The organism is Harryflintia acetispora (assembly GCA_004340125.1).
In the GTDB taxonomy this organism is placed as follows: Bacteria; Bacillota; Clostridia; order Oscillospirales; family Ruminococcaceae; genus Harryflintia; species Harryflintia acetispora.
Genome location: SLUK01000005.1, coordinates 60,294 through 85,640 on the forward strand (window position 1 = coordinate 60,294; position 25,347 = coordinate 85,640).

General features: G+C 60.6%; 24 protein-coding genes and 1 riboswitch. Of the genes, 3 read left to right on the plus strand and 21 right to left on the minus strand.

Translation table 11 applies throughout. The features are described from left to right. Positions 1-29: 29 nt before the first annotated feature. The 11 genes from EDD78_RS06925 to EDD78_RS06975 all read right to left on the minus strand — a co-directional run bounded on the left by EDD78_RS06925 (position 30) and on the right by EDD78_RS06975 (position 11,205). On the minus strand, positions 30-1,022 hold the full coding sequence (locus EDD78_RS06925; RefSeq protein ID WP_132084440.1) for a hypothetical protein: 993 nt from the start codon (positions 1,020-1,022) through the stop codon (positions 30-32). Between the two features lie 39 nt (positions 1,023-1,061). Then, positions 1,062-1,877 carry a carbohydrate ABC transporter permease gene (locus tag EDD78_RS06930; protein WP_286170779.1) on the minus strand — a complete coding sequence of 272 codons (816 nt, stop codon included), beginning with the start codon at positions 1,875-1,877 and terminating at the stop codon, positions 1,062-1,064. A 64-nt stretch (positions 1,878-1,941) separates the two neighbouring features. Next, a complete protein-coding gene (locus tag EDD78_RS06935) occupies positions 1,942-2,859 on the minus strand; it encodes a carbohydrate ABC transporter permease (protein WP_132084442.1) in 918 nt (305 codons plus the stop codon). 74 nt (positions 2,860-2,933) lie between these two features. After that, entirely contained in the window at positions 2,934-4,466 is a 1,533-nt protein-coding gene (locus EDD78_RS06940; protein ID WP_132084443.1) for an ABC transporter substrate-binding protein, read from the minus strand. Between the two features lie 192 nt (positions 4,467-4,658). Continuing rightward, on the minus strand, positions 4,659-5,372 hold the full coding sequence (locus EDD78_RS06945) for a GntR family transcriptional regulator (protein WP_132084444.1): 714 nt from the start codon (positions 5,370-5,372) through the stop codon (positions 4,659-4,661). A 2-nt stretch (positions 5,373-5,374) separates the two neighbouring features. Next, the gene (locus EDD78_RS06950) at positions 5,375-6,226 is read right to left on the minus strand and encodes a TIM barrel protein (RefSeq protein WP_132084445.1); all 852 of its coding nucleotides are present in this window, start codon (positions 6,224-6,226) and stop codon (positions 5,375-5,377) included. Positions 6,227-6,317: 91 nt separating this feature from the next. Further along, entirely contained in the window at positions 6,318-7,583 is a 1,266-nt protein-coding gene (locus EDD78_RS06955; protein ID WP_132084446.1) for a hypothetical protein, read from the minus strand. A 363-nt stretch (positions 7,584-7,946) separates the two neighbouring features. Further along, positions 7,947-8,627 carry a tRNA (guanosine(46)-N7)-methyltransferase TrmB gene (trmB, locus tag EDD78_RS06960; RefSeq protein WP_132084447.1) on the minus strand — a complete coding sequence of 227 codons (681 nt, stop codon included), beginning with the start codon at positions 8,625-8,627 and terminating at the stop codon, positions 7,947-7,949. Positions 8,628-9,047: 420 nt separating this feature from the next. Continuing rightward, positions 9,048-9,151, minus strand: a riboswitch (cyclic di-GMP riboswitch). Between the two features lie 220 nt (positions 9,152-9,371). Continuing rightward, entirely contained in the window at positions 9,372-9,836 is a 465-nt protein-coding gene (gene nrdR / locus EDD78_RS06965) for a transcriptional regulator NrdR (RefSeq protein ID WP_079699647.1), read from the minus strand. Positions 9,837-9,902: 66 nt separating this feature from the next. Then, positions 9,903-10,151 carry a DUF6514 family protein gene (locus EDD78_RS06970; protein ID WP_079699648.1) on the minus strand — a complete coding sequence of 83 codons (249 nt, stop codon included), beginning with the start codon at positions 10,149-10,151 and terminating at the stop codon, positions 9,903-9,905. A 262-nt stretch (positions 10,152-10,413) separates the two neighbouring features. Next, positions 10,414-11,205 carry a sugar phosphate isomerase/epimerase family protein gene (locus EDD78_RS06975; protein WP_132084448.1) on the minus strand — a complete coding sequence of 264 codons (792 nt, stop codon included), beginning with the start codon at positions 11,203-11,205 and terminating at the stop codon, positions 10,414-10,416. A gap of 250 nt (positions 11,206-11,455) precedes the next feature. Here EDD78_RS06975 and EDD78_RS06980 point away from each other — a divergent pair, with 250 nt between their 5' ends. From EDD78_RS06980 to EDD78_RS06990, 3 genes are all read left to right on the plus strand, one after another. Further along, complete coding sequence (locus tag EDD78_RS06980; protein WP_079699650.1) at positions 11,456-12,298, plus strand: sulfide/dihydroorotate dehydrogenase-like FAD/NAD-binding protein; 843 nt, start codon at positions 11,456-11,458, stop codon at positions 12,296-12,298. Continuing rightward, entirely contained in the window at positions 12,291-13,700 is a 1,410-nt protein-coding gene (gene gltA, locus EDD78_RS06985) for an NADPH-dependent glutamate synthase (protein WP_132084449.1), read from the plus strand. The genes EDD78_RS06980 and gltA overlap by 8 nt, the downstream gene beginning before the upstream one ends. 176 nt (positions 13,701-13,876) lie before the next feature. After that, positions 13,877-14,746, plus strand: a complete 870-nt coding sequence (locus EDD78_RS06990; protein ID WP_079699652.1) for a class B sortase — start codon at positions 13,877-13,879, stop codon at positions 14,744-14,746. 89 nt (positions 14,747-14,835) lie between these two features. Here EDD78_RS06990 and EDD78_RS06995 read toward each other — a convergent pair whose 3' ends face one another. The 10 genes from EDD78_RS06995 to EDD78_RS07040 all read right to left on the minus strand — a co-directional run bounded on the left by EDD78_RS06995 (position 14,836) and on the right by EDD78_RS07040 (position 25,334). Next, positions 14,836-15,531 (minus strand): response regulator, encoded by a 696-nt coding sequence (locus EDD78_RS06995; RefSeq protein WP_132084450.1) that lies wholly within the window; start codon positions 15,529-15,531, stop codon positions 14,836-14,838. Continuing rightward, positions 15,524-18,211 carry a sensor histidine kinase gene (locus EDD78_RS07000; protein WP_132084451.1) on the minus strand — a complete coding sequence of 896 codons (2,688 nt, stop codon included), beginning with the start codon at positions 18,209-18,211 and terminating at the stop codon, positions 15,524-15,526. The genes EDD78_RS06995 and EDD78_RS07000 overlap by 8 nt, the downstream gene beginning before the upstream one ends. 150 nt (positions 18,212-18,361) lie before the next feature. Further along, the gene (gene kdpC / locus EDD78_RS07005; RefSeq protein ID WP_132084452.1) at positions 18,362-18,964 is read right to left on the minus strand and encodes a potassium-transporting ATPase subunit KdpC; all 603 of its coding nucleotides are present in this window, start codon (positions 18,962-18,964) and stop codon (positions 18,362-18,364) included. A 13-nt stretch (positions 18,965-18,977) separates the two neighbouring features. Next, positions 18,978-21,056 (minus strand): potassium-transporting ATPase subunit KdpB, encoded by a 2,079-nt coding sequence (gene kdpB, locus EDD78_RS07010; protein WP_079699656.1) that lies wholly within the window; start codon positions 21,054-21,056, stop codon positions 18,978-18,980. 13 nt (positions 21,057-21,069) lie between these two features. After that, positions 21,070-22,887 (minus strand): potassium-transporting ATPase subunit KdpA, encoded by a 1,818-nt coding sequence (gene kdpA / locus EDD78_RS07015; RefSeq protein WP_350308581.1) that lies wholly within the window; start codon positions 22,885-22,887, stop codon positions 21,070-21,072. Between the two features lie 223 nt (positions 22,888-23,110). After that, on the minus strand, positions 23,111-23,305 hold the full coding sequence (locus EDD78_RS07020; protein WP_132084453.1) for a hypothetical protein: 195 nt from the start codon (positions 23,303-23,305) through the stop codon (positions 23,111-23,113). A gap of 160 nt (positions 23,306-23,465) precedes the next feature. Then, the gene (locus tag EDD78_RS07025) at positions 23,466-23,837 is read right to left on the minus strand and encodes a VOC family protein (protein WP_132084454.1); all 372 of its coding nucleotides are present in this window, start codon (positions 23,835-23,837) and stop codon (positions 23,466-23,468) included. A 51-nt stretch (positions 23,838-23,888) separates the two neighbouring features. Continuing rightward, on the minus strand, positions 23,889-24,170 hold the full coding sequence (locus tag EDD78_RS07030) for a DUF1294 domain-containing protein (RefSeq protein ID WP_079699660.1): 282 nt from the start codon (positions 24,168-24,170) through the stop codon (positions 23,889-23,891). Further along, positions 24,160-24,615, minus strand: coding sequence for a YaiI/YqxD family protein (locus tag EDD78_RS07035; RefSeq protein WP_132084455.1), 456 nt, complete (start codon positions 24,613-24,615; stop codon positions 24,160-24,162). The genes EDD78_RS07030 and EDD78_RS07035 overlap by 11 nt, the downstream gene beginning before the upstream one ends. Further along, positions 24,615-25,334 carry an NAD-dependent protein deacylase gene (locus EDD78_RS07040; RefSeq protein WP_079699662.1) on the minus strand — a complete coding sequence of 240 codons (720 nt, stop codon included), beginning with the start codon at positions 25,332-25,334 and terminating at the stop codon, positions 24,615-24,617. Before EDD78_RS07040 ends, EDD78_RS07035 begins: the two co-directional genes overlap by 1 nt. Between the last annotated feature and the right edge of the window lie 13 nt (positions 25,335-25,347).

Here is a 25,347-nt window from a genome sequence, read left to right on the forward strand (position 1 = left end):
TTTTGCAGCGCGGCCTTACTTTTTTGCCATCAATATTCCATCTTCCCGTAGTAGCGGCGGCGGTCCAGGGAATGGTGCCTCGCCTCGGCGAGCCTGGGCATAAAGACGCTCGCAATGAGATAGTGGGTGATGATCTGGGCAATATAGGGCTTCAGGTCGTCGTCGATCGCTGACAGATCGTAGTCCGCGGCGTCGACGACAAACATCCCGTCGCAAAAGCGGTCGATGAAGTCGCGCGCACGCTCGTCCATTTTCCGGGACGCGCCCACCCCCACCAGCATGACGAAGTTGGAGTAGCGGTCCGCGATCTCGAGGCAGCCGTGGAAAAACTCCGCCGAATTGATCGGGCTGGCGTCCATCCACTGGATTTCCAACAGGTAGCAGGTGGCCAGGTAATAGGCGTTGGCATAGTTGGGGCCGCTGCCCACGACATAGATCATATTCTTGCTCGCGAACCGCGCTATAAACTCGTCGAGCTTCTCCCCTCCATAAACCTCACCCGCCTTGGCGCAGAGCGCATCGAGGCGCTCCATCTGTCCCGGGAGGCGGCCGATCGTACGGTTCCCCTCCAGAACATCCAAAATGGTGAAGGTGATCAGCAGGGTGATCCCGTACATCTGGGTGTACGGATGCGCGCCGCGCGCCTCCTGATAGATCAAAGACGTCTTGGATTCCCGGTCCACCGGCGTGCCCGGGAATGCGGTGGTGCCGATGGTGAACGCGCCCTTTTCATTGGCCCACCGCAGCGCCTGCACCGCCTCGGGCATGACGCCGTTTAAGGAGGAGACGATGACGATCGAGCGTTCGCCAAGACAGGCCGGGTCCATCGCCATAAGCTCCGCCGCAGGCATGCCGTAGACGCGCAGCCTCTTGGACTGGGCCGCCGCTGCGTACCTGCTGGGCTCGGTATATTGCAGCCCCCCGCCGCAGCCGGTAAAGAAAAGGCTGTCAAATTCCTTGCCCGCGAGGGCGGCGCGGATTTCTTCGAGCTGACGGTTGATTTCCATGATTTCTTTTTGCATGACTTGTGACTCCCCTTTTTAGAATTAATATACGGCATACTATCCCTTGACCGCGCCGGAGATGCCGTCGACAAAATATTTTTGCAAAAATACGAACACCACGATGATCGGCAGCAGCGCGATGGCCGCCCCTGCCGCAAGCCCCGTCCAGTCCAGCATGATCTCGCCCTTGAGCGAATACAGCCCCACCGCCAGCGTGCGAAGCGAAGCGCTGTTGAGGGTCAGGACCAGCGGGAGCAAAAACTCGCTCCAGGACCAGATGGTCTGCATGATGACCACGCTGCCGATGATCGGCTTGGACAGCGGCACCATGATCTGCAAAAAAATCCGCAAAAACCCGCACCCGTCGATCAGGGCCGCCTCGTGCAGCTCCCTAGGGATCTGCGCGAAGCTGCTGGCAAACATCATGACAAAGACCACGTTGAGCGACCCCACCTGGGCCAGGATGACGCCCCAACGGCTGTTCATCAGGCCCATATTTTTGATCAGGCGAAACACCGGGATCAGGTTGAAGCCCATGGGGATAAACATGGAGGCGGCGATCACGCCCATGACCGCGCGCTTCCCCGGGAAGCGAAAGCGCCCCAGCGCGTAGCCCATCATCATCGTCACGATCAGGACGATCACGACTGTGAAAAAGGTGATGTGGATGGTGTTGACGAAATACTGGCTGAAGTTGGCGTTCTTCCAGGCCCGCACATAATTGTCCCATTGGACGGCCTGGGGGATCAAACTGAGCTTATCGGCAAAAATCTCATTGTTCGTTTTGAGGGAGGCGGAGACCATCCAGACGAACGGATAGACCCATATGAGCGCCACCGCCGTCAGGACGGCGTATTTGATAACGCCTATCAAACAGCGCCGCCTCCTGGCCAGGGTGTTGGTACGATTCAAATCGAGACGCATCTTCTCCCCCCTTTTAAACTTGCGTCAGCTTTTTGACGGCGCCGGCGGCGCCCGAGACGATCAGGGCGATCACGATGGTGATCGCTCCGAACACCATCGCCGCCGAAGAGGCGTAGCCCAGGCGCGGCACGCCCATCGTGCTGGAAAAGGCATAGCGGTAAATGTACAGGGCGATGACGTCCGTCTTAAAAAACGGCCCGCCGTCCGTCAGGGTCTTGACCAGGTCGAACAGCTTTAGGGAGCTGATGATGTTCAGCAGAAAAATCACCGCGCCGATCGGGAGGAGCAGCGGCGCCGTTATGTAGCGAAAGCGCTTGAAGCTGCCGCACCCGTCGATCTTGGCCGCCTCATACAGGTCCCTGGATATGGACTGCAGCCCCGCCAGCCAGTAGACCATGCTGACCCCCACGTTCTTCCACACATAGATCACCACCACGGTATTCATCGCCGTGGACGCATCGGCCAGCCACCCGTGGCCCGGGTCGCACAGCCCCAAAGAGCTGAGCAGATAGGTGACCGGCCCGTCAAAGCTGAAGAGGAACGAGAGGATGATCCCGATAACCGCGGCCGTGGTGACCACGGGAAGGAAATAGACCGTGCGGTAGGCGTTGCACAGCCTATCGTTCCCCTCATTGAGGACCACCGCAAAGATCAGCCCGATGATCATCTGCAGCGGGACGACGCAGACCGTAAAATAGTAATTGTTCTTTAAAGCCGACCAGAAATAGCTGTCCTTGAGCACGCCCAGGTAGTTTTCCAGTCCCACGTATTTGAAATTTTCCCCGATCCCACTCCAGTCAAAGAGAGAATAATAGGCACTGGCGACGATCGGCCATCCCTGAAACAGGAGGAACAGGACAATGGCCGGCAGCATGAACGCATAGCACCAGGCGGCTTCCCTTCTGTGTCTCTTTGGAATTTTGCCAGTCATCAAAAGCCTCCCCTTCCCTTATTGGCCCTCACGCGGGCGGCACACGGATGAAGTCCGCCGCCCGCGCCGTCCGTTTACTTTTTCAGCGCCGCATAGTCCTCGGCCGTAAAGTTCCTCGTCGGGTCCCAATCCGGGAAGGCAAAATCCGCGGTGGTAAAGCTGTGCCCTTCGGCATTGGCGTCGGCCAGGGCCTTGTCCCACATTTCGGTGGCCGCCTCGGTATACTGGGCCAGAGCTGTCTTATAGTCGGTGACCTGCCCGCTGAGAATACCGGAGAAGATTTCCGTCGGGTTGGGGTGCACCTCCTGGAATTTGCTGACCACGATGGCGGTGTCGGGGTTGGCCACCTCAAACTCGGGGATCACCCGTCCCAGCTCGTTTCCCAGCGAAAAATATTCCTTGGAAGCCTCGAAGACGCTGGCCTCGGCGCTCACGTCGCGCAGCAGCGAGTCGTGCACACCGGCGGCGACGGCGGCGGATTGGAAGTCCTTGCCGCAAATGACATTGATCAGGTAATCCACCGCCTCCTGCGGATGCTTGGTGCCGGAGTAGACCCCCAGGAACGGGTCGCCGGTCATGCGCGGGATGCAGCCGGTATAGCTGCCGCCGTCCGGCACGGGCGGGGCGAATACGCCATAGTTGAGCTCAGGATTTTCCGCCTCCCAGACCCCTACGTTCCACCAGCCCTGGACGATCATGCCCGCCTGCCCGCCGGCAAAGGCCGCGCGCGCGTCCGGGGCGATGTAGGTCGCCGTATTGGGATGGAGACTTCCGTCCTCGCAGAGGTTCTTCCACAGCTCGCACACCTGGTAGACCGCCTCGTTGTTCCAGTCGGGCGTGCCGGTGCGGATGTTGAGGTTGTTGTCCACCCGGTAGCTGCCGCCGATCAGGTCGCTCCAGCAGACTAAAATTTGCGCCATGCGGTCGGATTGGGTGGCCCCCTCGACAATTCCATAGAACTGGCCGTTGCCCGCCTCGGTGATCCGCCGGGCATATTCGCGGAATTCGGAATAGGTCTTGGGCGGCACCTCGGGGTCCAGCCCGGCCGCCGCGAACAGGTCCTTGTTGTAAAGCACCATGCAGTGCGGCGCGCCGCCGGACTCGGGCACCATATACACCTTGCCGTCGAACATGCATTTTCCCTCGGTGATGGCCCCGTCCACGAACGAGTCCCACACCTCCTGCTCGTTTTCCATATAGTCGCTCATCGGCAGGTACCATCCCTCGCTGACCGCCTGGGCGGGGGTGATCCCGTCGGGGATGGCGAACAGGTCGGGCGCCGTTCCGCTGCTGACTGCGGAGAGGATCGTGTTGGTCAGCTGCGCGCGGGTGGTGAGCGTGTACTCGATCTCCAGGTTTGGATGCTCCTTCATATACGCTTCGTTCGCCGCGTCGCGCTGGGGCTTATACGAGTCGCCGTAATCCATGATGGTAATCTTGATCGTTTCCCCTTCGGACTGGTCCGCCGGCTCCGATGCCTTGCTCTTCGCCTCCCCCGAGCTCAGCGAACTGCCGGCGCTCTCCTGCTGCCCAGCGCCGCAGCCCGCCGCCGACAGGGTCAGCAGCAGCCCCAAAAGCGCGCTCCAGAGACGAATGGATTTTTTCATCTGCTTTCCTTCCTTTCCTTCCACTAAGGCCGGCTGTGCAGGCCCTACCGTCAACCCGTTTTTTCCCTTTCCCAGTGATTCCGCCCTCCTTTTCAATACGTGTTAAGTCGTATTATTTGTGTTTAATATAACACACCCCCTCATGGATGTCAACAAAAATTTCTCTCAGGGGTGTGTGTTTTTAGCGGATATTCAGATAAAGAGGCGGAAGCGCTCGCCCAGGATCAGTTTCTTCCCCCAGTGGACCGGCCTGAACTGGTCGTCCTTGACGACGGTCACCACAAGCAACAGGGTATCGTCCTTTTTTATTTTCAGCATCTCCGCCTCGGACTGGGTGGCGCGGCAGGTTTCGACATAGCCGCCCGCAATGCTCAGCGAGCAGTTTTCCCGCTCGCGGATCAGCGGATAGAGCGCACCGTTGATGTCGCCGTCCAGCAAATAGAAGAACCTGGGGACATACCACACCTCGTCGAGCATGATGGGCCTCTTGTCCACAAAGCGGATGAAGCGGCAGTGCAGGCCCATCGACTCGCCGGTGATCCCCAGGGCTTCTTTGATGTTCCCCGGCATTTCCTCAATTTCGGCGTGGACGGTCTTGCTGGAGGGGCACAGATGGTTGATGTAGCAGGACTCATAAAAGCCCGCGCCGCCGCGCAGGGGCTCCGTCATCTTGTTTTGGTTGACGAAGGTGCCCTTGCCCTGCCGCTTGATCAGGGCCCCCTCCTCCACCAGCTCGGAGATCGCCGCGCGCACCGTCACCCGGCTGACCCCAAACTGATCCATCAGCTTCGCCTCAGACGGTACCTGCTGCCCGACCTTGAACGTGCCGTTGGCGATCTGCTGCAGCAGGTAGACCTTGATCTGCAGGTACAGGGGCTTGCTGGTTGAGCCATCCACTTTATACATATTCAGTCTTCCTCCAGATAGGGTGATAGGAATCGCAGGGAACGCCTGAGCGGAGCTTCGGGATCCCTGAAATAGGCATCCGCGATCAGCTCCAGCGTCATGGTACCATTATAGCCCAATTCGATCAATTCTTCCAGATATTTCTTTAGCGGCAGATTTCCGTCCCCAAGCGCGAGATGCCCGTCGGGATCGCCGTCCACCAGGTGTACATGGGCGAAGTCATCCCGAAGTGTCCGTCTGTAGCCGGTAAAATTTTCCCCTTGGGCGTACATGGGCGACGTGTCGGCCATCGCCTTGAGCGCGGGATCCGATACCCGGCACAGCATGTGCGCGGCCTCCCCCAGGGAGCAGACCAGGTTGCTTTCATCCTCCCGCAAGGGCTCCAGCAGCAGTGTAATCCCATAGCGTCCGGCGGTCTTGGCCAGCCGCCCCAGGCTGTCGGCGGCCCGCTCGAAGGCTTCGGAAGCCGGCTCATCCAGCAGCCCGCGGCCGGCCGTAACCAACATTTTATCCGTTTCGAGGCAGGAAGCAATTTCGAGGGAACGCCGCAGCCATCCGATGCTGAACTCCCGGAAGCTTTTATCCCGGTCGGCCAGGTTGATAACGCGTCCGTTTTGAAAGGGCGTATAGCAAACGATCCGCAGTCCCTCTCCCCGCACCCGCCGTTTCAGCCGGTAAAGCTCCCCATTGCTGATAAAGCGCTGATCGAGGTGGGGCGGCGCGCCCCAAAGCTCTATGCTGCTCAGCCCCAGCCGTTTCGTGGAGGTAAAAAAATAATCCAGGGAATACATTTGATAGCAGATATTCATGTTCGCAATCTGGCCGCGCCCAAGCCTCCCGTTTTCCTTTCCCATGTTTCCCGCTCCAATCAGTCGTTCTAACACGTATTATACTTATTGGCAGCAAAAAGGTCAAGTGGAATTTTTAAAACGGGTAATCTCTAAATCATTCGGAAAAGCCCAGGCCCGCCGTTTCATCCTCCGCTCCCTGCGGCAGGCTATAGTCCCGCGCCCCCGTCTGCTGGAAGGCCCGCAGCACCGGGGCCGTGATCTCCTCCCCGATCACATCGGCATAGACGGTGCCCATCGTCCAGATATTTTCAAAATCCCACCCGGCAAAGGTGGCCTCCTGCCCGAAGAGCGCCTTGTCGGTAATCCGAACGCCGCCGCCCGGGCTGGAGGCGGGGCCGAGCAGCCAATAGCTGTTTGTCACCTTCGGGTTGACCGGATTGTAGGTGGTGATCAGCCCTCCAACGCCCGCCGAGCCGCCGCTGATGGACGAGACGGAATAGCAGTTGTTCATGGTGCCGTTTTGGAGGTAACAGCTCATCCCCGCACAGAGCGCGTTCCCGGAAAGCGTGCTGGCCGAATAAGAATTGGTGATGGTGGTATCGTTTAAAGCTTTTGCAAAGCCGCCCACGTCCGAGCCGCGGTTCGGCGCTCCGTAGATATTGACATCCACGAAGCACTGGTCGATGGTGCACTGATTCAGGTTGCGTCCCAAGGTCCCGGAGGTATAGACCGCTCCGACATCCGCGCCGCGGCTGACAAATCCCAGCCGGGAAAAGGAGGCCCCGGTCACATCCTGAAACAATGCCCCTTCGGCGCTGTTGGCGACCTGCAGATCATAGATGATATGCCCGCCCCCGTCGTAGCTGCCGCTGAAGGTGGGGATCGAAGTCCAGGTGCCGCTCAGGGTAATGTCCTGCGACTGCCAGAAGCAGGCGGCGCTATGCTGCCGCAGATGGCTCAACTGGGCCTGCGTGCTGACCACATAGGGGCTCTGCTCACTCCCATCCCCGGCCAGGTACCCGCCCGCGTCGGCGGTGTGGCCGCAGGTGGGAGCGGTAGTAAAGGCGCTGGTTTTGGTGGCGGCCTTGTCCATACCCTCCCGTCCCGGCATTGGATGGGCGGTCACCGCCAGGGTATAGGTTTCCGGCGCGGCGTAGTCATAGGGAAGGGCGAGGAAGAGCGTCTGCGCTTCGGTGATGGTCAGTTCCTTTTGCACCAGCGCCGTCCCTCCGGCAGTTTCCCCCCCATAGACCGCAAAGGTATAGCGGCTGGTGCGCTGCGAGGGGGTAAAGGGAATGTTGATCCCATAAGTCTTCTCATATCCCGCGGCGCTCATCCCCTGCGCGGCAAAGGCGGTGTGCGCCGTGAACGCGAACAGCGCGCATACGAGCAGGGCCCCCCATTTCATCTGTCGTTTCATCCTGATCCCCTTTCTGAGAAAGACCGCCAGCTACCGTTTCTGTCGGTCTTTGGGGTTCAGGGTCCAAGCGAAAACAGTCGGTTTCCCTTGAAAAAGCGCCCAGATCAGGATATAATTAGGATAGGTTTTCCAAAGGGTGGAAAGGTTTTACCAGGAAACGGAAATTTGGCCGCCTGTTTTGACCGCATGAAACGGTAGCTAACGATCATTTTCCCGCTGAAAAGGATAACCAAAACCAGCTCAAAGAGCTATTTTTTTACGATCTCTACGGCCAAGGCCGTTTATATTGCTTCGCTTGTGCCCAGAAATAAAAAAAGCCGCGGAATCCGCGGCTTTTTTTATTGATGGCCGAAAATAGCCGGGCTATCCCTCCGCCTTCGGCGGCCCGCCCATGGTGGCGATCAGGAATTTGATCGGCACTCCCTCGGCGGAAAACATCCGCTCGTGCTCGGTCTCGATGTTCCCCTGATAGCCGCTGGCATGCAGGTCCCGGGTGAGATACTCCACCGCAAATCCGGTCTCGTCGAGGTAACGGAGCGAATCCTCGAAGAGGTCCCTATCGTCCGTTTTGAAATAAATCTGCCCGCCGGGGACCAAAAACTGCCGGTAGAGGCGCAGCTGCTTTGGATGGGTCAGCCTGCGCTTTTTGTGCCCGGCCTTGGGCCAGGGGTTGCAGAAGTTGATGTACACCCGTTCGACTTGGTCCCGCTCCCCGAGGATTCTGGTAATCCGCTCGATGTCCTGCTGGGCGAGCAGGACGTTGTCGATTTCGCGCTCCGCCTCCCGGTAGGCCTGCTCGACCGCCCGCTTGGTGAGCCCGAGCATGTCGTCGATCAGGTCGATCGCCAGGAAATTAAACTGCGGGTTTTGCAGTGCCAGCCGGCTGATAAAGCCCCCCTTGCCGCACCCGAGCTCGACCATCAGCGGCTGCTCTGCGCGTGCATAGAGCGCGCGCCAGCGCCCGAGCTGCTCCTGGGGGTTCCTGATATAAAAGGGGGCGGCCGTCAATTCGGGCACCGCCCATTTCTTGCGGCGCATGCGCATAGGTTGTGATCCCTCCCAATTTTTCCTGTCCCCTATCATACATTAAAAAAGCCGCATTGTAAAATTACAATGCGGCTTTCAAGTTCAGACATGACGGGCGATGTGCGTCGTTTGCCGGCCTGTGTAGGTCAGGGGGCGGCAGGTTGTTGAGGCCGGGTCTTTCAAACGACCCGGAGGGGGAAATCGACGCAAAACTATAGCGCCAGGAGCGAACTGGCGATAGCCCGAAAGCTGGAGTAAACCTCCGGCCTGCGTCTGAAATTAGCTGCCCGGACCTCAAACTGCGGAGATGAAGGCATATGTAGGTGTATAGCCATGATCCCAACGACGAGCGATGTAAAAATTCGCACAGGGTGTTCCCTCATGTCTAAACCACCGTACAAAACATAAAATTCAGATAATAGAATTATCCATACGAGAAATGGCACCTGGCTGCCACAATCTGAAGGAGGGGTTAAGTTCCTTCAAATCAAGGCCCTATAGTTTTGCGTCACTGGCTTTCGCCAGCTTTGCCTTTTACATTTTGTATGCGGTAGTTTCATTATAGCGTCATCTTGCCGTCCCGTCAACAGAAATCGACAATATTTTTAGGAAAAATTGAAATTTTCGACTTTTTTCTTGCCTCGTTCAAACCGCATTATCACGCCATTCTAACAGGTTCGATTGTTGTTCCGATTGGCCGTCAAACCGTCCCGCCAAAAATGAAAAAGGACGGCTGCAGCCGTCCTTTTTATTGCACGTTCATCATGCTTTTTCTTTCGTCTCCAGGATGTTTTTCAACTCGTCCATAAACGAGTTGATATCTTTGAATTGGCGGTAGACCGATGCGAAGCGCACATAGGCGACCTCGTCCACCCCCTTGAGGCGGTCCATCACCATCTCGCCGATCTGTTCGCTGCGCACCTCCCGCTCGAGGGAATTTTGCAGCGCGAGCTCGATGTCGTCCACGATCCCCTCGAGCGTCCCCAGGGAGACCGGACGTTTTTCACATGCGCGCAGCAGACCGTTGAGGATCTTGTTGCGGTTGAACTGCTCACGGGAGCGGTCCTTCTTCACCACCATCAGCGGCGTGGTCTCGATCACCTCGTAGGTGGTAAAGCGCTTGAGGCAGCTCAGGCACTCCCGGCGGCGGCGGATCCGCTCGCCGTCGTCCGTCGGCCTGGAATCAACCACCTTGCTCTCCTGATAAAAGCAATAGGGACACTTCATGGCAAAGCCCTCCATCTGCGGTATTTCTTGCCACTATCATACCATCGCGCGCCGGGATGCACAACCTTAAAATTCGTCGGAGTCCAAAAAATCCTGCGCGGCGTCCAGCAGATGGCTCGGGGAGAGGATATTCCGGTTGCAAAGCTCCGCCAGCCGCTCGGCGACGCTGCGCTCGGTCGAAATATCCCCCACATGACAGACCGGCTCCCGCCTATCGCCCGCCCGGAAGCCCGCCACGCCAAAAGCGGTATACCTGCCGATACCCTCCAGCTCCAGTTCCTCCCGATACACACGGTATTCAATTTCCTCAAACATGCTCTTACCTCCAATTTTGTCTCGATTTTTTGTCTTTGTTACAGGTGCCCTCCCCGACCGGCAGGTAGTGGTCGGAAAGGGCAGGGGCTCCTCGCGAAGGGCTCGGCAATTATTATACATGAATCGAGGCAAAAATAAAGGCCCATTTTTCGTTGGAATTTGTATCGAGCTCGCATTTCTTATGAGTTAATACAAATATTTTCCAGACCAAATTGTAAAAAGTCACAAAACGACTGTCTTTTAAAGTCGAATGAAATCGAACCTAACCCTCATTTGGCGCCAGCGAGGCCAAAAGTTTGTAAGAATCGTACAATTCCTCCCTCGTTCGATAGTTATCGCGGTAAACCTCCACGAGCGCGGCACCCGAAAAACCGCTTGATTCCAGCGAGCGCAGGAAGCCGCCGATGTCGAACGTCCCCCGGCCGGGCGGCAGGCAGTCCTGCCCCGGGGCGTAGTCGCTGATATGCACATGCCGCAGCGCGGGGCCCATCGCCTCGCGCAGGGCGGCGGCGGTATAGCCCGCGCGCACCGCCTGCTTGGTGTCCAGCACGAAGCGCACCCCATCCCCGAGGTAGTCCCGCATACCCTGTATAAACTGCGGGTCCTTGCTCTTGCAGCGCGCCACGTTCTCATGCAGCAGGGTGACCCCTTCCCTTTCGGCGAGGGTGTGCAGCCTCCAGTACCGCTCGTAGATCTCCCGCTGAGGCAGCCGGCAGTGGGTATAAGCGCCGTGGAAGACGACGTACCGCGCGCCGATCCCGGCGCTGAGGGAAAAGACCTGCCGGTACATCTCCATCCCGTCCTCCAAGCGGCGGGGATACTCGGAAAAGAAGAGCTGGGTCTCCATCCCGGAGGAATAGGGGTGCACCGAGACGATCTCCACCCCCGCCTCCTGTGCCTGGCGGCGCAGCGAATCGAAGAAGGCAGGGCAAAATTCCTGCTGGGCGTTGATAAATATTTCACTCACCTTGGCCCCGCTCTCGACGACATAGCCGAGGGATTGCTCGGTGAGGGCGGGGTAAAAGCAGGCGGTTGAGATTCCGGTTTTGATCATGATCGACTATCTCCATCGTTTTGGAATGTGTGAAAAGCACCCTTATTATCGCAGCAATGGACGGCGAAGTCAATTCGCAATTCCCGCGCCCATGCCATTTTGGCGGTTTTTTCATCCTCCATCGGGGCCGCGCGCCTTGCAAATCGGGTGGGCATACAGTATAATATAAGCTGACCATGTGCAGGAAATGTAACGATTTCCTGCACAAACCATCTGTAAGCCGGTATGTTCTGTGACGGAGGAGATCAGTTTGTATAAAATCGTAGAGAAGCGCGCGTTGAATGAAGCTGTGACGCTGATGAGCGTCCACGCGCCCCATATCGCGCGCAAGGTGCTGCCCGGGCAGTTCATTATCCTGCGCCTGGATGAATACGGCGAGCGCATCCCGCTGACCGTGGCGGCCTATGACCGCAAGGCGGGCGAGGTGACCATCGTCTTCCAGGCGGTGGGACGCACCACCAAGATGCTGGCAGCCCTCGACGTGGGGGACGACATCCTCGACTTCGTCGGGCCGCTCGGACGGCCCACCGAGCTCGAGGGGGTACATAAGGCCATCGTCATCGGCGGGGGCGTGGGCTGCGCCATCGCCTATCCGCAGGCCAGGTTCCTGCACGAGCAGGGGGCGACGGTCAAGGTGGTGGCGGGCTTCCGCAGCCGGGACATCGTCATACTGGAGGAGGAGATGAAGGCCGCCTGCGACGAGCTATTGATCGCCACCGACGACGGCAGCTACGGCCGGCACGGCTTCGTGACCGACCTGCTGCGCGAGCTGCTCGAGGCGGATTCGGGGTACGACCTGGTGATCGCCATCGGCCCGGTGCCGATGATGAAGGCGGTCTGCGCGCTCACCAAGGAATACGCAGTCAAAACCACCGTCAGCCTCAACCCGATCATGATCGACGGGACCGGGATGTGCGGCGGCTGCCGGGTGCATGTGGGGGGCGAGCTGAAATTCGCCTGCGTGGACGGCCCCGACTTCGACGGCCACCTGGTCGATTTCGACGAGCTGCAGCGGCGCAACGCGATCTACCGTGCGCAGGAGCAGGTCGACGCGAACCATATCTGCAGATTGGCGGGTGAAATCGATGCCTAACATGAGTATGCAAAAGACCCCCATGCCCGCGCAGGCCCCCGAGGTGAGAAACAAAAACTTTGACGAGGTGACCCTCGGCTACACCCCCGAAATGGCCGTGCTGGAGGCGCAGCGGTGCCTGCAATGCAAGCACCGCCCCTGCATGAAGGGCTGCCCGGTCGCGGTGCGCATCCCCGAGTTTATCGCTAAGGTCGCGCAGGGGGACTTCCTTGCCGCCTATGAGATCATCACCTCGACCAACGCCCTGCCCGCCGTCTGCGGGCGGGTCTGCCCGCAGGAGAACCAGTGCGAGCGGGAATGCGTGCGGGGGATCAAGGGCGAGAGTGTGGCCATCGGCCGGCTCGAACGCTTCGTGGCCGACTACTTCATGGAGTATGGTACCGCCGCGTCGAAGCGCGCCGAACCGAACGGGATCAAGGTGGCCGTGATCGGAGCGGGGCCCGCCGGGCTCTCCTGCGCGGGGGACCTCGCGCGGCGCGGCTTCGAGGTCACCGTCTACGAGGCCATCCACAAGGCCGGCGGCGTACTGGTCTACGGGATACCGGAATTCAGGCTCCCGAAGGCGATCGTGGAGCGGGAGATCGACTCACTGCGGGCGCTGGGCGTAAAAATCGAGACCGACATGGTCATCGGGCGCGCGCTCTCGCTCGACGAGCTGGGCGAAATGGGCTACAAGGCCGTCTTCGTCGGCTCGGGCGCGGGGCTGCCCCGCTTCATGGGGATCGAGGGCGAGGGGCTGCTCGGGGTCTATTCGGCCAACGAGTTCCTCACCCGGATCAACCTGATGAAGGCTTATAAAGACGAATATGACACCCCCATCATCCGCTCCAAGTCGGTGGCGGTGATCGGCGGGGGGAATGTGGCGATGGACGCGGCGCGCTGCGCAATGCGCCTGGGGGCCGAGCGCGTCTACATCGTCTACCGCCGCGGTGAGGAGGAGATTCCCGCGCGGCTCGAGGAGATCCACCACGCCAAGGAGGAAGGGATCGAGTTTCGCCTGCTGACCGCGCCCACCCGCCTGCTCGGGGACGATCAGGGCTGGGTGCGCGGGATGGAATGTGTCAAAATGCGCCTTGGCGAGCCGGACGCCTCGGGGCGGCGCAGCCCCGTCGAAATTCCAGGCTCACAGTACGAGATGGAGGTGGACAGCGTCATCATGGCGATCGGCACCTCGCCCAACCCCCTGATCCGCACCACCACCGAGGGGCTGCAGGCCGATAGGCGCGGCTGCCTCATCGTCAACGAGGAAATGGCCACCACCAAGCCGGGGGTCTACGCGGGCGGTGACGCCGTCACCGGGGCCGCCACCGTCATCCTCGCCATGGGGGCGGGAAAGAAGGCGGCCGAGTCGATCGCAAATCTTTTGCTCCCCTCCCCCGGCAGCGAGGAAAATCCGGCATAATCATGCCCTTGGCAGAGTTTGGCGCATTTTCTACAATTGGGTAACAAAATGCCGAAGGCCATTGACTTTTACCGGTGCAGGTTTTATATTTAGTAGTGGTTTATTTAAGTGATATGCGCTGTTTTCCGGGGCCTTGCCCCTTCCAAAGAAAGACTGAACATTAAAGGAGTTTGCGAATGAACCCGAACATCAAAAAGTCCGTAGCCGCCCTGCTGGTCATCGCCATTCTGGGCGGGATGACTGCCTGTAAGAAGACCACCGAGCCCCAGGAGCCCGAGCGCCTGAACCCCTCCCACTGGGTCAATACCCTCGAGCCGCCGCTGCGGGCGAGCCCCTATCAGGTCGAGGTCCCCGAGGAGAACCGCCAGAAGCTCGCCGAGGCCAAGGCCGCAAACGCGGACTCCACTTTGTGGATCGAGATCCCCAATACCACCATCAACCAGGTCGTGGTGCAGACCACCGACAACGAGTTCTACTACCGCCGCAACACCCAGAAGGTCTATGACTTCGCCGGTTGCCTCTATGCCGACTTCGAGTGCGATTTCGGCGACGGCACCAAGGACGACCTGCCCCGCAACACCATCATCTACGGGCACAACCTGGGCAACCCGATGGGGATCACTGACGACCCGAACGACGTGATGTTCGCGCAGTTGTTCCACTTCCAGGACATCGAGTTCGCCAAGGCGAATCCGTACGTCTATGTCAGCACCGAGAACGAGGACTTCGTCTATCAGATCTTCGCGGTCTCCTACACCGAGGACAAGGCAAAGCCGGTCAGCTACATCCATCCCAACTACAACAACGAGGAGTACATGAAGCTGATCAACGACATGCGCGACCGCTCGCTCTACGACTACAACGTCGAGGTCACCACCAAGGACAAGATCCTCACCCTCTCGACTTGTACCTACAAGTACGGCACCTATTCGGTCAACAACAAGCAGCGCTTCGTCGTCTTCGCCAAGCTGGTCACCGACAAGCAGTTTGCCGAAACCGCGGACCTGACCGAGAATCCCGATCCCAAGCAGCCGACCTTCAGCTGATCCGGGCCGGGTCATTATCTGAAACCGTAAAAGCGCCGCCGTCCAGATAGGACGGCGGCGCTCTTGTTTTGTTCGGCGGACAGTGAGGCCTATACCTTGAGCATGCGGTAGCCCACCCCGACATGGGTTTGGATATACTTCGGGTCGGAGGGGTCAGATTCGATCTTCTTGCGCAGCGTCGCCATGAAGACACGCAGGCTCGCCACATCATTGTCCCATGCGCTGCCCCAAATCTCCTTGGTGATGTAGGTGTGGGTCAGCACCTTGCCGACATTTCTCGAGAGCAGGCAGAGCAGCTTATATTCGATCGGCGTCAGGTGCAGCTCCCTCCCCTGCAGGTAGACGCACCCGGCGGCGTAGTCGATCCTCAGCTCCCCGTTCTGGAATACCGCCCCCTGCCCCGTCTCGCCGAGGGAATCCCCCAGCCGGCGGAAGGTGACGCGCAGGCGCGCGAGCAGCTCCTCGACCGAAAAGGGCTTGGTCAGGTAATCGTCCGCCCCGGCGTCGAGCGCGTCGATCTTGTCGGTGTCCTCGCTGCGCGCACTGATGACGATGATCGGGACCTTGGACCAGGAGCGGACCTTGCGGATGACCTCGATCCCGTCCAGGTCGGGTAGCCCCAGGTCGAGCAGGATGACGTCCGGGTTGTAGGAGACCGCCTCCAGGATCGCCGCCTCCCCGGTGGGCGCCTGCTGGAAGCGGTAGTTGTGGGTCTCCAGGGTGGTGGTGATCAGGTTTCTGACGGCTGAGTCGTCCTCCACCACCAAAATCAAAGGCTTATTCATGCAGCTTGACCTCCTCCATAGGCAATGTAAAGGTAAAAACCGCGCCGTGCGGCTGGTTGTCGCCGACCGTGATGTTCCCCCCGTGCGCCGTGACAATGGACTTGCACAGCGCCAGCCCCAGCCCGAGGCTGCGGCGGCTGTCGGCGGCCCCGGCGCCGGCGGTATAGAACATGTCGAAGATGTGCTTCTTCGCTTCGTCCGAAATTCCACCGCCGTTATCTCTGACCGTCACGACGGCCATGGTCCCCTCCCGCTTTGTTTCGATGACGATCTGCGAACCGGGCGGTGTATACTTGACGGCGTTGTCCACCAGGTTGATGACCACCTGCATGATGAGGCGCGCATCCGCCTTGACCAGCAGCAGCGAGCCGTCGGCTTTCAGCTGCACGTCATGTTCGCTGCGCCGCCGGTCGGTATGCTGCAGCGCCTCGCCGATGATCTCCTCTAGCAGCTCGGTGGTCAGCCGCAGCTTCATGGTGCCGTCCTCGATGCGGGTGACTGAGAGCAGGTTTTCCACCAGGTTGATCAGCCAGAGCGAGTCGTCGTAGATGTCGGCGTAGAGTTGGCGGCGCTTCCCCTTATCGATGCTCTCTTCGCTCGAAAGCAGAATCCCCGCGTTGCCCGAGATCGAGGTCAGGGGGGTGCGCAGGTCGTGCGAAATCGAGCGCAGCAGGTTGGCGCGCAGCTGCTCGTTCTTGGCGAGCAGCGCGGCCTCCTCGCGCTCCCTGGTGGTCCTCTCGTTTTTGAGCGCCAGCGCGCATTCGCCCAGGATGGAGAGCACAATGCTGTTTTCAAAGGCGTCCAGCGGCGCGCCGCCGATCACCAATCCCACCACCCCGTACACCTGCGTGCCGACGCGCACCGAGAGATAGAGGCACTTGGAGTCCCCCAGCGTGTTGGTGGTCGCCCCGGCGTGCTTGTTGTTGTGATATACCCAGGAGGCCACCGCCCGCTCGTTCCCGGTGGTGTACGCGTCGGGGCCGATCCCCGGGTGCGCCGGAAAGAACTGCGGCGCGCGCAGCCCCTCCTCCCCCACGCTGTAGAAAATAACATCCTTACCCAACAGCTTTTGCAGCTGGTTGCAGGTGACCGACACGATCCCGTCGGCATCCTGCTCGCTGCCCAGCTGGCGGTTGGTGTCGAAGAGGATCTTGGTGCGGAAGGCCGTCTCGGCCGACTGGCGCGCCTGGCGCTTGATCCTGGCGGCCAGGGAGCTGGTCAAAAACGCCGCGGCCAGCATGATGAGGAAGGTCGCGGGATATCCCGCGTCGTAGGCGCTCAGGGTAAAGCGCGGCTCGGTGAAAAAGAAGTTGAAGAGCAGCACGCTGATGAGAGACCCCACCAGGCTGAACGCCCGGTGGGAGGTGATGACCGCCGTGACCAGCACGCCGAGGATGTAGACGGTGATGATGTTGGCCTCGCTGAAGCCGAGGCAATCAAACAGGTAGCCGATGGCGGTGGAGATTCCCAGCGCCAAAAGGCTCTTGCAAAGGTCCAAAAGTATATTCTTCGGCCGCTGCACCGGGCGTCTTTTGGGCTTATAGCGCGGGGTGTTCTGGTCCGGGATGATGTAGATATCCAGGCTCGGCGAAATCCGGGTGATCCGCTCGGTCAGCGACGGGCGCCCCGGCAGCAGCCGGCGCCTGGCGCTGCTGCGCCCGAGCACGATCTTGGACACGCCCGCCAGCCGGGCGAACTCCGCGATCTGAAAGGCCACGTCCTCCCCATAGGCGGTCTCGATGGTCGCGCCCAGCTGCTGGGCGAGGTGGATGTTCCGCCGCAGCCGGCCCCGGTTTTCCTCGCTCATGCCGGGGAAGTCCGGCGTCTCCACGAACAGGGCCGTGAAGTTGCCGTGAAAGGCGCTGGCCATCCTGGCGGCGGTGCGGATGATCTTGGGATTGGTGGGCGAGGAGGAAAGGCAGACGAGGATATGTTCGTCCGCAAAGCCGCCCGCCCGCCTGCCCGAGCGCTCCGCCATGCGGTTGACCCGGTCGGCGGTGCGGCGCAGGGCGATCTCCCGCAGCGCCACGAGGTTCTGCTCGGTGAAGAAGTTGTAAAGCGCCCGCTCGGCCTGCGGCTTTTGATAGACCTTCCCTTCGCCCAGGCGCTCGATCAGCTCCTTGGGCTCGATGTCCACCAGCTTGACCTGGTCGGCGCCGTCAAACACCGAGTCGGGGATGCGCTCCTTCACGGTGACCCCGGTGATGGAGGCGACCAGGTCGTTGAGGCTCTCGATGTGCTGCACGTTGACGGTGGTGTAGACGTCGATTCCCTGCTCGAGCAGCTCATTGACATCCTGGTAACGCTTGAGGTGGCGGCAGCCCTCGGCGTTGGTGTGGGCCAGCTCGTCGACCAGGATCAGCTGCGGGCGGCGCTTGATCGCGGCGTCCAGGTCGAATTCACGCAGGGTGATCCCCCCGTGCGCGACCCGGCGGGTAGGGAGCAGCTCCAGCCCCTGCAGCAGCTGCGCCGTCTGCGGGCGGGCGTGCGCCTCCACATAGCCGACCACCACATCGCAGCCGCGCTTCTGTTCGGCATGCGCCGCCTTGAGCATGGCGTAGGTCTTGCCCACCCCGGCCGCGTAGCCGAAAAAAATCTTGAGGCTGCCGCGGCCCTTTTTACCCTCTTCCATCTTGATCTGCCGCAGCAGCTCCTCCGGGCTGCTCCTGTCCTCCCGCATGGTCCCACCCCCTTTTCCTTCAGTATAGCGTCTCCCCGTTAAATTTCGCGTTAAGGAATGATAAAGAAGCATTAAGATTGTATTAAGATTTTACCCCAACGCCAGTCAATTGAAAAGGGAGTTTCAAAAGAAACTCCCTTTTTTATATGACTATAGTACCCCGTCCAGCGTCAGGTTGACCTTCAGCACGTTGACCGTCTCCTCCCCAAACAGCCCGAGGAAGCGCCCGGTGGTGCAGCTTTCGATCGCCGCACGGACCTCGTCCTCGCCAATGCCGCGCGCCTTCGCGATCCGAGCCACCTGGTATTCGGCCGCAGCGGGCGAGATGTCCGGGTCCAGCCCGCTGCCCGAGCAGGTCACCAGGTCCACCGGGATGGGGGTATCCCCCATGTCGGGATTGGCGGCCCTCAGCTTCTCGACCCTCCCTGCCACCAGCGCCTCGAGCTCCTCGCCCGCAGGGGTCTTGTTGGAGGGCGCGGCGTAGACCAGCTGCTGGCCGTCCGCATCTCGGTAGGTGGAGACGTCCAGGTTGGTGATCCGCCCCCAGAGGTGCCCCTCGTCGGTGTACTGCTGGCCCAGCAGGGCCGATCCGTACACCTTGCCGTCGATCTCGATGATGCTTCCATTGGCCTGATAGGGGAAGATCAGCTGTGCGATCCCGGTGACCACCCCGGTATAGACGATCCCGCACAGAAGGGAAAAGATCACGAAGATGATTGCCGCCTTGGGCAGGACGGATTTCAGCGTATTCATTGTTAAAGCCTCCTTATGCCAGGCCCAGCAGAACCAGCAGCATATCGATCAGTTTGATGAAGACAAAGGGCGCCGCCAGGCCCCCCAGGCCATAGATCAGCAGGTTGCGCGAGAGCAGCTTCCCGGCGGGCAGCTCGCGGTACTTGACGCCCCGCAGCGCCAGCGGGATCAGCGCGATGATGATCAAGGCGTTGTAAATGATCGCCGAGAGCACCGCGCTCATCGGGGAATGCAGCCCCATGATGTTGAGCGCCCCGAGCCCCGGATAGAGGCCCATGAAGAGCGCGGGGATGATCGCAAAATATTTGGCCACGTCGTTGGCGATCGAGAAGGTGGTCAGGCTTCCCCTGGTCATCAGCAGCTGCTTGCCGATGCGTACCACGTCGATCAGCTTGGTGGGCGAGGAGTCCAGGTCCACCATGTTGCCCGCTTCCTTGGCCGCCTGGGTGCCGGTGTTCATCGCCACGGCCACGTCCGCCTGCGCCAGCGCCGGGGCGTCGTTGGTCCCGTCGCCGGTCATGGCGACCAGATGGCCCTTTGCCTGAAAGTCGCGGATCATCCTGAGCTTGCCCTCGGGCGTCGCCTCGGCGAGGAAGTCGTCCACCCCCGCCTCCGCCGCGATCGCTGCGGCGGTCATCGGATTGTCGCCGGTGATCATGATGGTCTTGATCCCCATCTTGCGCAGGTCTGCGAACTTCTCCCTGACCCCCTGTTTGATGATGTCCTTGAGGTGGACCACCCCGAGGATCTTGTGGTTCTTGGCCACCACCAGCGGCGTGCCGCCCTGGGAGGAGATGTTCTTGACCACCGCGGCGCATTTTTCGGAGTAGACGCCCCCGGCGGCCTGCACATAGTCCTTCATCGCATCGGCCGCGCCCTTGCGGATCTCGTTGCCGCCGAAATTCACCCCGCTCATCCGGGTCTTGGCGGTGAAGGGGATAAACTCCATACCGCTCTGGGAGAGATGCCGCTCGCGGATGCCGAATTTTTCCTTGGCTAAAATCACCACGCTGCGCCCCTCAGGGGTCTCGTCGGCCAGCGAAGAGAGCTGGGCCGCGTCGGCCAGCTCCTGCTCGCTCGCCCCGTCCACCGGAATAAATTCGCTCGCCTGACGGTTGCCCAAGGTGATGGTTCCGGTCTTATCCAGCAGCAGGATGTCGACGTCCCCCGCCGCCTCGATGGCCCGCCCGCTCATGGCCAGGACGTTGGCGGAGTTGAGCCTGCTCATCCCGGCGATCCCGATCGCCGAGAGCAGCGCGCCGATGGTGGTGGGCGCCAGGCAGACCAGCAGCGCCACCAGGGTGGTCACCGAGGTCGGGTTCGCCACCCCTGCCTGCTTGGCGGAGAACGCCGAGTAGGCGTAGAGCGAGAGGGTGACCAGGATAAAGATGATGGAGAGGGCGACCAGAAAAATTTGCAGCGCGATCTCGTTGGGCGTCTTCTTGCGCGCCGCCCCCTCGACCATGGCGATCATCTTATCGAGGAAGCTCTCCCCTGCCTCGCTGGTGACCTGCACCACGATCCAGTCTGAAAGCACGGTGGTGCCTCCGGTGACCGCGCTGCGGTCGCCCCCGCTTTCGCGGATGACCGGGGCGGACTCGCCGGTGATGGCGCTCTCATCCACCGAGGCGGCGCCCTCGATCACGTCGCCGTCCGCCGGTATCTGCTCGCCGGCCTTGACAAGGACGACATCCCCCTTTTTGAGGGTGGCGGAAGGGACGACGGTAATCTGCTCCTTCTGGCCGGCGGAAGGGATTTTTTTCGCCTCCACGTCCCGCCTCGAGGCGCGCAGCGAATCGGCCTGCGCCTTGCCGCGCCCCTCGGCGATCGCCTCGGCGAAGTTGGCGAAGAGCGAGGTGAACCAGAGGATGACGGCAATCGCCAGCGTGTAGCCGGAGGGCGCGTCCTGGATCCCGAAGAAGGAAACCACCCAAAGGGCGGTGGTCAGGATGGCCGAAATGTAAACCAGCAGCATGACCGGGTTTTTTGCCTGTATGCCGGGACGCAGCTTGATAAAGGAATCCTTGATCGCCCGGCCGATCAGCTTGCGGCCGGCGAAGGAAGCGTTTGCTTGTGTCGCATGTGCAGTCATATCAGTACCCCCTTTACGCAATGCTTTGGAAGAATTCCGCGACCGGCCCGAGCGCCAGCGCCGGGAAGAAGCTCAGCGCCCCGACGAGCAGGACGATCACGATCAGCAGAAAAACGAACATGGCGTTGGTCGTGGAAAGCGTGCCCGCGGTGGCCGCGATCTTCTTTTTCCCCGCCAGGCTCCCCGCGATGGCCAAGGTCCCCACGATCGGCAGGAAGCGCACAAAGAGCATGACCAGGCCCAGCGATACGTTTAAAAACACCGTGTTGGCGTTAAAGCCCGCGAAGGCGGAGCCATTGTTGCCGCCCGCGGAGGAATAGGCGTATAGGATTTCGGACAGGCCGTGCGCGCCGGGGTTGCCAAGGCTATCGGCCACCTGGGGCAGCAGCGCCGCGATGCCACTGCCCGCCAGGATGGCGATCGGGGTGGCCAGGCAGACGAGCACCGCCCACTTCATCTCATACGGCTCGATCTTTTTGCAGAGAAACTCCGGCGTCCTGCCCACCATCAGCCCCGCGATAAACACGGTGAGGATGGCGAAGGCCAGCATGCCGTAGAGCCCGCAGCCCACGCCGCCGAAGACCACCTCGCCGAGCTGCATGAGCAGCATGGGGATCATGCCGCCCAGCGGCGTGTAGCTGTCGTGCATCGAGTTGACCGATCCGTTGGAGGCCGCCGTGGTGAAGACCGCCCAGGTGGAGGAGGCCGCAATGCCGAAGCGCGCTTCCTTGCCCTCCATGTTGCCGCCGGCCTGCTCGACCGCGGAGACGTCCACCGCGCCGCCCTGCATGAGCTGCGGGGTCGCCAGCTGCTCATTGAGAGCCACCACGCCGAGCGCCAGCACCAGGCAGAGGAACATTGCCATAAAGATGGCGATCCCCTGCTTCCTGTTTTTGATGCTGCGCCCGAATGAGAAGCACAGGGCCGCCGGGATCAGCAGCAGCGAAATCATTTCAAACAGATTGGTAAAAGGATTCGGGTTTTCCAGCGGATGCGCCGAGTTGACGCCCATGTAGCCGCCGCCGTTGGTGCCCGTCTGCTTGATGGCGACCTGGCTGGCCGCGGGGCCCATCGGAACGAACTGCTCGGTGATGATCTGGGCGCCCTTTAGCGGCTGCCCGTCGAGCGTGACGGTGCCGGCCTCGGCATCGATCACGGCGCCGTCGATGATCTCCCCCTCGGCGCTGACTGCGATGGGCTCGAGCAGCGGCACGCTCTGCGCGGGCTTTAAGTTCTGGATGACGCCGCCGCCCACCAGGCAGAGCGAGATGATCAGGTTCAGCGGGAGCAGCACATAAAGGGTGCACCGGGTCAGATCGACCCAAAAGCTGCCTAGTCCCTGCGTCTTGACCCTCAAAAAGCCGCGGATCATGGCGAAGAGCACCGCGATCCCGGTCGCGGCGGAGACGAAGTTCTGCACCGTCAGCCCGAGCGCCTGGGACAGGTAGCTCAAGGTGGACTCGCCGGAATACGCCTGCCAGTTGGTGTTGGTGACGAAGCTGACCGCCGTGTTGAAGGACAGGTCCCACTTGACTCCCGGCAGGTGCTGCGGGTTGCCGGGCAGCACGCCCTGGAGCAGCTGCAGCAAAAACAGGAACACCAGCCCGATCCCGGAGAAGGCCAGGACGCTGAGAAGATACTTTTTCCAGCTCATCTGCTCGTCCTTCTGGACGTGCATGATCCGGTATATGACGTTTTCGCAGGGGGTCAAAACCCCGCTGAGAACAGTTTTCTCGCCGTCCATCACCTTTTGGATGTAGGCGCCCAGCGGGATGGCCAGGGCCACCAGAACGGCGAGATAGAGTATGTATTGCAGGAATGCATTCATCACTGCTCATCCCCCTTCATGAGTATATAGACATAGTAAACGAGTAACCCCACGGCGAGAGCGCCGATGATGGCAACAACTGCGTTCATCCTTGTGATCCTTCCTTTCCAGGTTTCCAAGATTTCGCTTTCGGGCTTTGCCTTTCTCTCTTTTGTGATTCTATCATCCGCCCCATAAAGATGGCGTTAACAGCCGAAGGCCGGCGTTAAGAAAGCATAAAGGCCGTTCACAGCCAGCCGAAAAGCAAGGAAAGCACCAGCGCGGCGGCCGACGTGACGGCGAAAAGCAAAGCCAGGATCAGCAGCGGCATGCCGATGAGCAGGCAGTAAAAAGCCAGATAGGGATGTGCCTGCACGAAGCGGATCATCGCCTCATGCTCCATCCGTTTTACATCGTGAACCATGTGAAGTGCCATCGTCATATAGACCCCCTCCTCACGCTTTCATCCTAACACCGGCGGCGTTAAAACGGTAAAAGGGAACCGGCCCCAGGGATAAAAAATCCGTTAAGATTGCAAGGGGCAAAACAAAAAGAGCCCGGGTGAAAGGCGGCCGCCTTTCACCCGGGCTCTTATCGCTCGTTTATGATTTCTGGGGAACGATCTCGATCCAGTAGCCGTCCGGGTCCGAGATGAAGTAAATGCCCATCTCCTTGTTTTCAAAGCAGATGCATCCCATCGCCTTGTGGTGGGCGTAGGCCGCCTCGAAGTCGTCCACCGACAGTGCGAGGTGGATCTCGTTGTCCCCCAGGTTATAGGGCTCCTTACGGTCCCGCAGCCAGGTCAGCTCCACCGAGTGGGGCGTCTGCCCGTCGCCGAGGTAGACCAAAATAAAGCTGCCGTCGCCGGCCTCCTTGCGCCGCACCTCATGCAGGTCCAGCGCCTCGCGGTAGAAGGCGACGCTGCGCTCCAGATCGAGCACATTATAGTTGTTGTGTTCGAGTCTAAATTTCATAAATATAATTCTTCCTTTCATCAGGTTGAAAGACGAATCTTTCGGCCCCAATCATAAGTTCCCCAAAAGCAGCAGCAGGATTCCCGCCTGCAGCACCAAAAGAGCCGGCACCCCAAAACGAAAGAGAGGGCGCTGCGTTTTGTGGCGGAAAACAAGCATACCAAAATAGAGCCCCGCGCTGCCCAGTAGCAGCGCGAGCAGCCAGAGGGTGCGCTCCGGCAGCCGCCACCGGCCCCGTTTGGCCCGGCGCTTGTCGACTGCCGCCGCCAAAAAGGCAGTCACGTTGATTGCAACAAGATATCCCCACAAAAAGCTCAGCGCTTCAGTCGGCATGCCGCACCTCCGAAACGCCGTCCAGCAGGGCGGCAAACGCCCGCTCGAAGGCCCTGTCCTGCTCCCGGGTGCGCTTGGGGGTGTTCCCCGCCCGTTTCCCGGCCCGGCGCAGCTTGGCGCCCAGGTGCCGTTCGAAGAGCAGCCGGTCGATGTTTTCCTTCGTATACAGCGTCCCGCTCTGATGGATCGCCATGGCACCCTTGCCCAACGCCATGGCGGCGACTCCGTAGTCCTGGGTCACCACCACGTCCGCGGGCGAGAGGAGGTTGATCAGTTTTAAATCCACGCTGTCGCGGGCCTTGTCCACCGTGATCACGGTGCTGTAGCCGTCATGGAGCTCGTGACTGGTGTCGATCAGCATAATAACCGGAATGCGCCGCGCCTTGCACTGCCGCAGGATCTCCTGCTTGACCGGGCAGGCGTCGGCGTCCACCAGGACCCGCATCAGACGCGTACCCGCCCGAGGGCGGCCCCGATATTCCCGCTGATCAGCAGGTCGGCCCTGCCGTCCGCCGGGGTGGGGTCGCGGTTGATCAGCACCAGCCGCTTCCCGCGGTAGTAGTCGATCAGCCCCGCCGCCGGGTAGACCACCAGCGAGGTGCCCCCCACGATCAGCATGTCCGCCTGCTCGATATACTCCACCGCCCGCTCGAGCAGGCCGCTATCCAGACTCTCCTCGTAGAGCACCACATCCGGCTTTACAATCCCGCCGCACCGGCAGCGCGGGACCCCCTCGCTCTCCAGGATAAAGCGGGCGTCGTAGGCCTTGCGGCAGGACATGCAGTAGTTGCGGTGCACCGAGCCGTGCAGCTCGAGCACCCGGCGGCTGCCCGCCTGGGTGTGCAGCCCGTCGATGTTCTGGGTAATCACGGCGCACAGCTTGCCCGCGCGTTCGAGCTCGGCGAGCTTTTGGTGCGCGGCATTCGGCCGCGCGTCGAGACAGAGCATCTTGGCGCGGTAGAAGTCGAAAAACTCTGCCGGGTGCTCCACAAAAAAGCTGTGGCTGATCATCACCTCGGGCGGATAGGGATACCTCTGCCGGTAAAGCCCGTCCACGCTGCGGAAGTCCGGGATCCCGCTCTCGGTGGAAACCCCCGCCCCGCCGAAAAAGACGATCCGTCCGCTTTCATCGATCATCCGCTGCAGCCGTTCGCTCTCGTTCATGCCTTTCCCTTCT

Coding starts and splice junctions, on each gene's coding strand:
- EDD78_RS06970 (WP_079699648.1), bottom strand. CDS start 10,151: ATGTTTGAGGAAATTGAATACCGTGTGTATCGGGAGGAACTGGAGCTG.
- EDD78_RS06990 (WP_079699652.1), top strand. CDS start 13,877: ATGAACCCGAACATCAAAAAGTCCGTAGCCGCCCTGCTGGTCATCGCC.
- trmB (WP_132084447.1), bottom strand. CDS start 8,627: ATGCGCATGCGCCGCAAGAAATGGGCGGTGCCCGAATTGACGGCCGCC.
- kdpB (WP_079699656.1), bottom strand. CDS start 21,056: ATGACTGCACATGCGACACAAGCAAACGCTTCCTTCGCCGGCCGCAAG.
- EDD78_RS07030 (WP_079699660.1), bottom strand. CDS start 24,170: ATGCCGACTGAAGCGCTGAGCTTTTTGTGGGGATATCTTGTTGCAATC.
- EDD78_RS06940 (WP_132084443.1), bottom strand. CDS start 4,466: ATGAAAAAATCCATTCGTCTCTGGAGCGCGCTTTTGGGGCTGCTGCTG.
- EDD78_RS06925 (WP_132084440.1), bottom strand. CDS start 1,022: ATGCAAAAAGAAATCATGGAAATCAACCGTCAGCTCGAAGAAATCCGC.
- EDD78_RS07000 (WP_132084451.1), bottom strand. CDS start 18,211: ATGCGGGAGGACAGGAGCAGCCCGGAGGAGCTGCTGCGGCAGATCAAG.
- nrdR (WP_079699647.1), bottom strand. CDS start 9,836: ATGAAGTGTCCCTATTGCTTTTATCAGGAGAGCAAGGTGGTTGATTCC.
- EDD78_RS06945 (WP_132084444.1), bottom strand. CDS start 5,372: ATGTATAAAGTGGATGGCTCAACCAGCAAGCCCCTGTACCTGCAGATC.
- gltA (WP_132084449.1), top strand. CDS start 12,291: ATGCCTAACATGAGTATGCAAAAGACCCCCATGCCCGCGCAGGCCCCC.
- EDD78_RS06935 (WP_132084442.1), bottom strand. CDS start 2,859: ATGACTGGCAAAATTCCAAAGAGACACAGAAGGGAAGCCGCCTGGTGC.
- EDD78_RS07040 (WP_079699662.1), bottom strand. CDS start 25,334: ATGAACGAGAGCGAACGGCTGCAGCGGATGATCGATGAAAGCGGACGG.
- kdpC (WP_132084452.1), bottom strand. CDS start 18,964: ATGAATACGCTGAAATCCGTCCTGCCCAAGGCGGCAATCATCTTCGTG.
- EDD78_RS07025 (WP_132084454.1), bottom strand. CDS start 23,837: ATGAAATTTAGACTCGAACACAACAACTATAATGTGCTCGATCTGGAG.
- EDD78_RS06995 (WP_132084450.1), bottom strand. CDS start 15,531: ATGAATAAGCCTTTGATTTTGGTGGTGGAGGACGACTCAGCCGTCAGA.
- EDD78_RS06975 (WP_132084448.1), bottom strand. CDS start 11,205: ATGATCAAAACCGGAATCTCAACCGCCTGCTTTTACCCCGCCCTCACC.
- EDD78_RS06950 (WP_132084445.1), bottom strand. CDS start 6,226: ATGGGAAAGGAAAACGGGAGGCTTGGGCGCGGCCAGATTGCGAACATG.
- EDD78_RS07035 (WP_132084455.1), bottom strand. CDS start 24,615: ATGCGGGTCCTGGTGGACGCCGACGCCTGCCCGGTCAAGCAGGAGATC.
- EDD78_RS07020 (WP_132084453.1), bottom strand. CDS start 23,305: ATGACGATGGCACTTCACATGGTTCACGATGTAAAACGGATGGAGCAT.
- EDD78_RS06955 (WP_132084446.1), bottom strand. CDS start 7,583: ATGAAACGACAGATGAAATGGGGGGCCCTGCTCGTATGCGCGCTGTTC.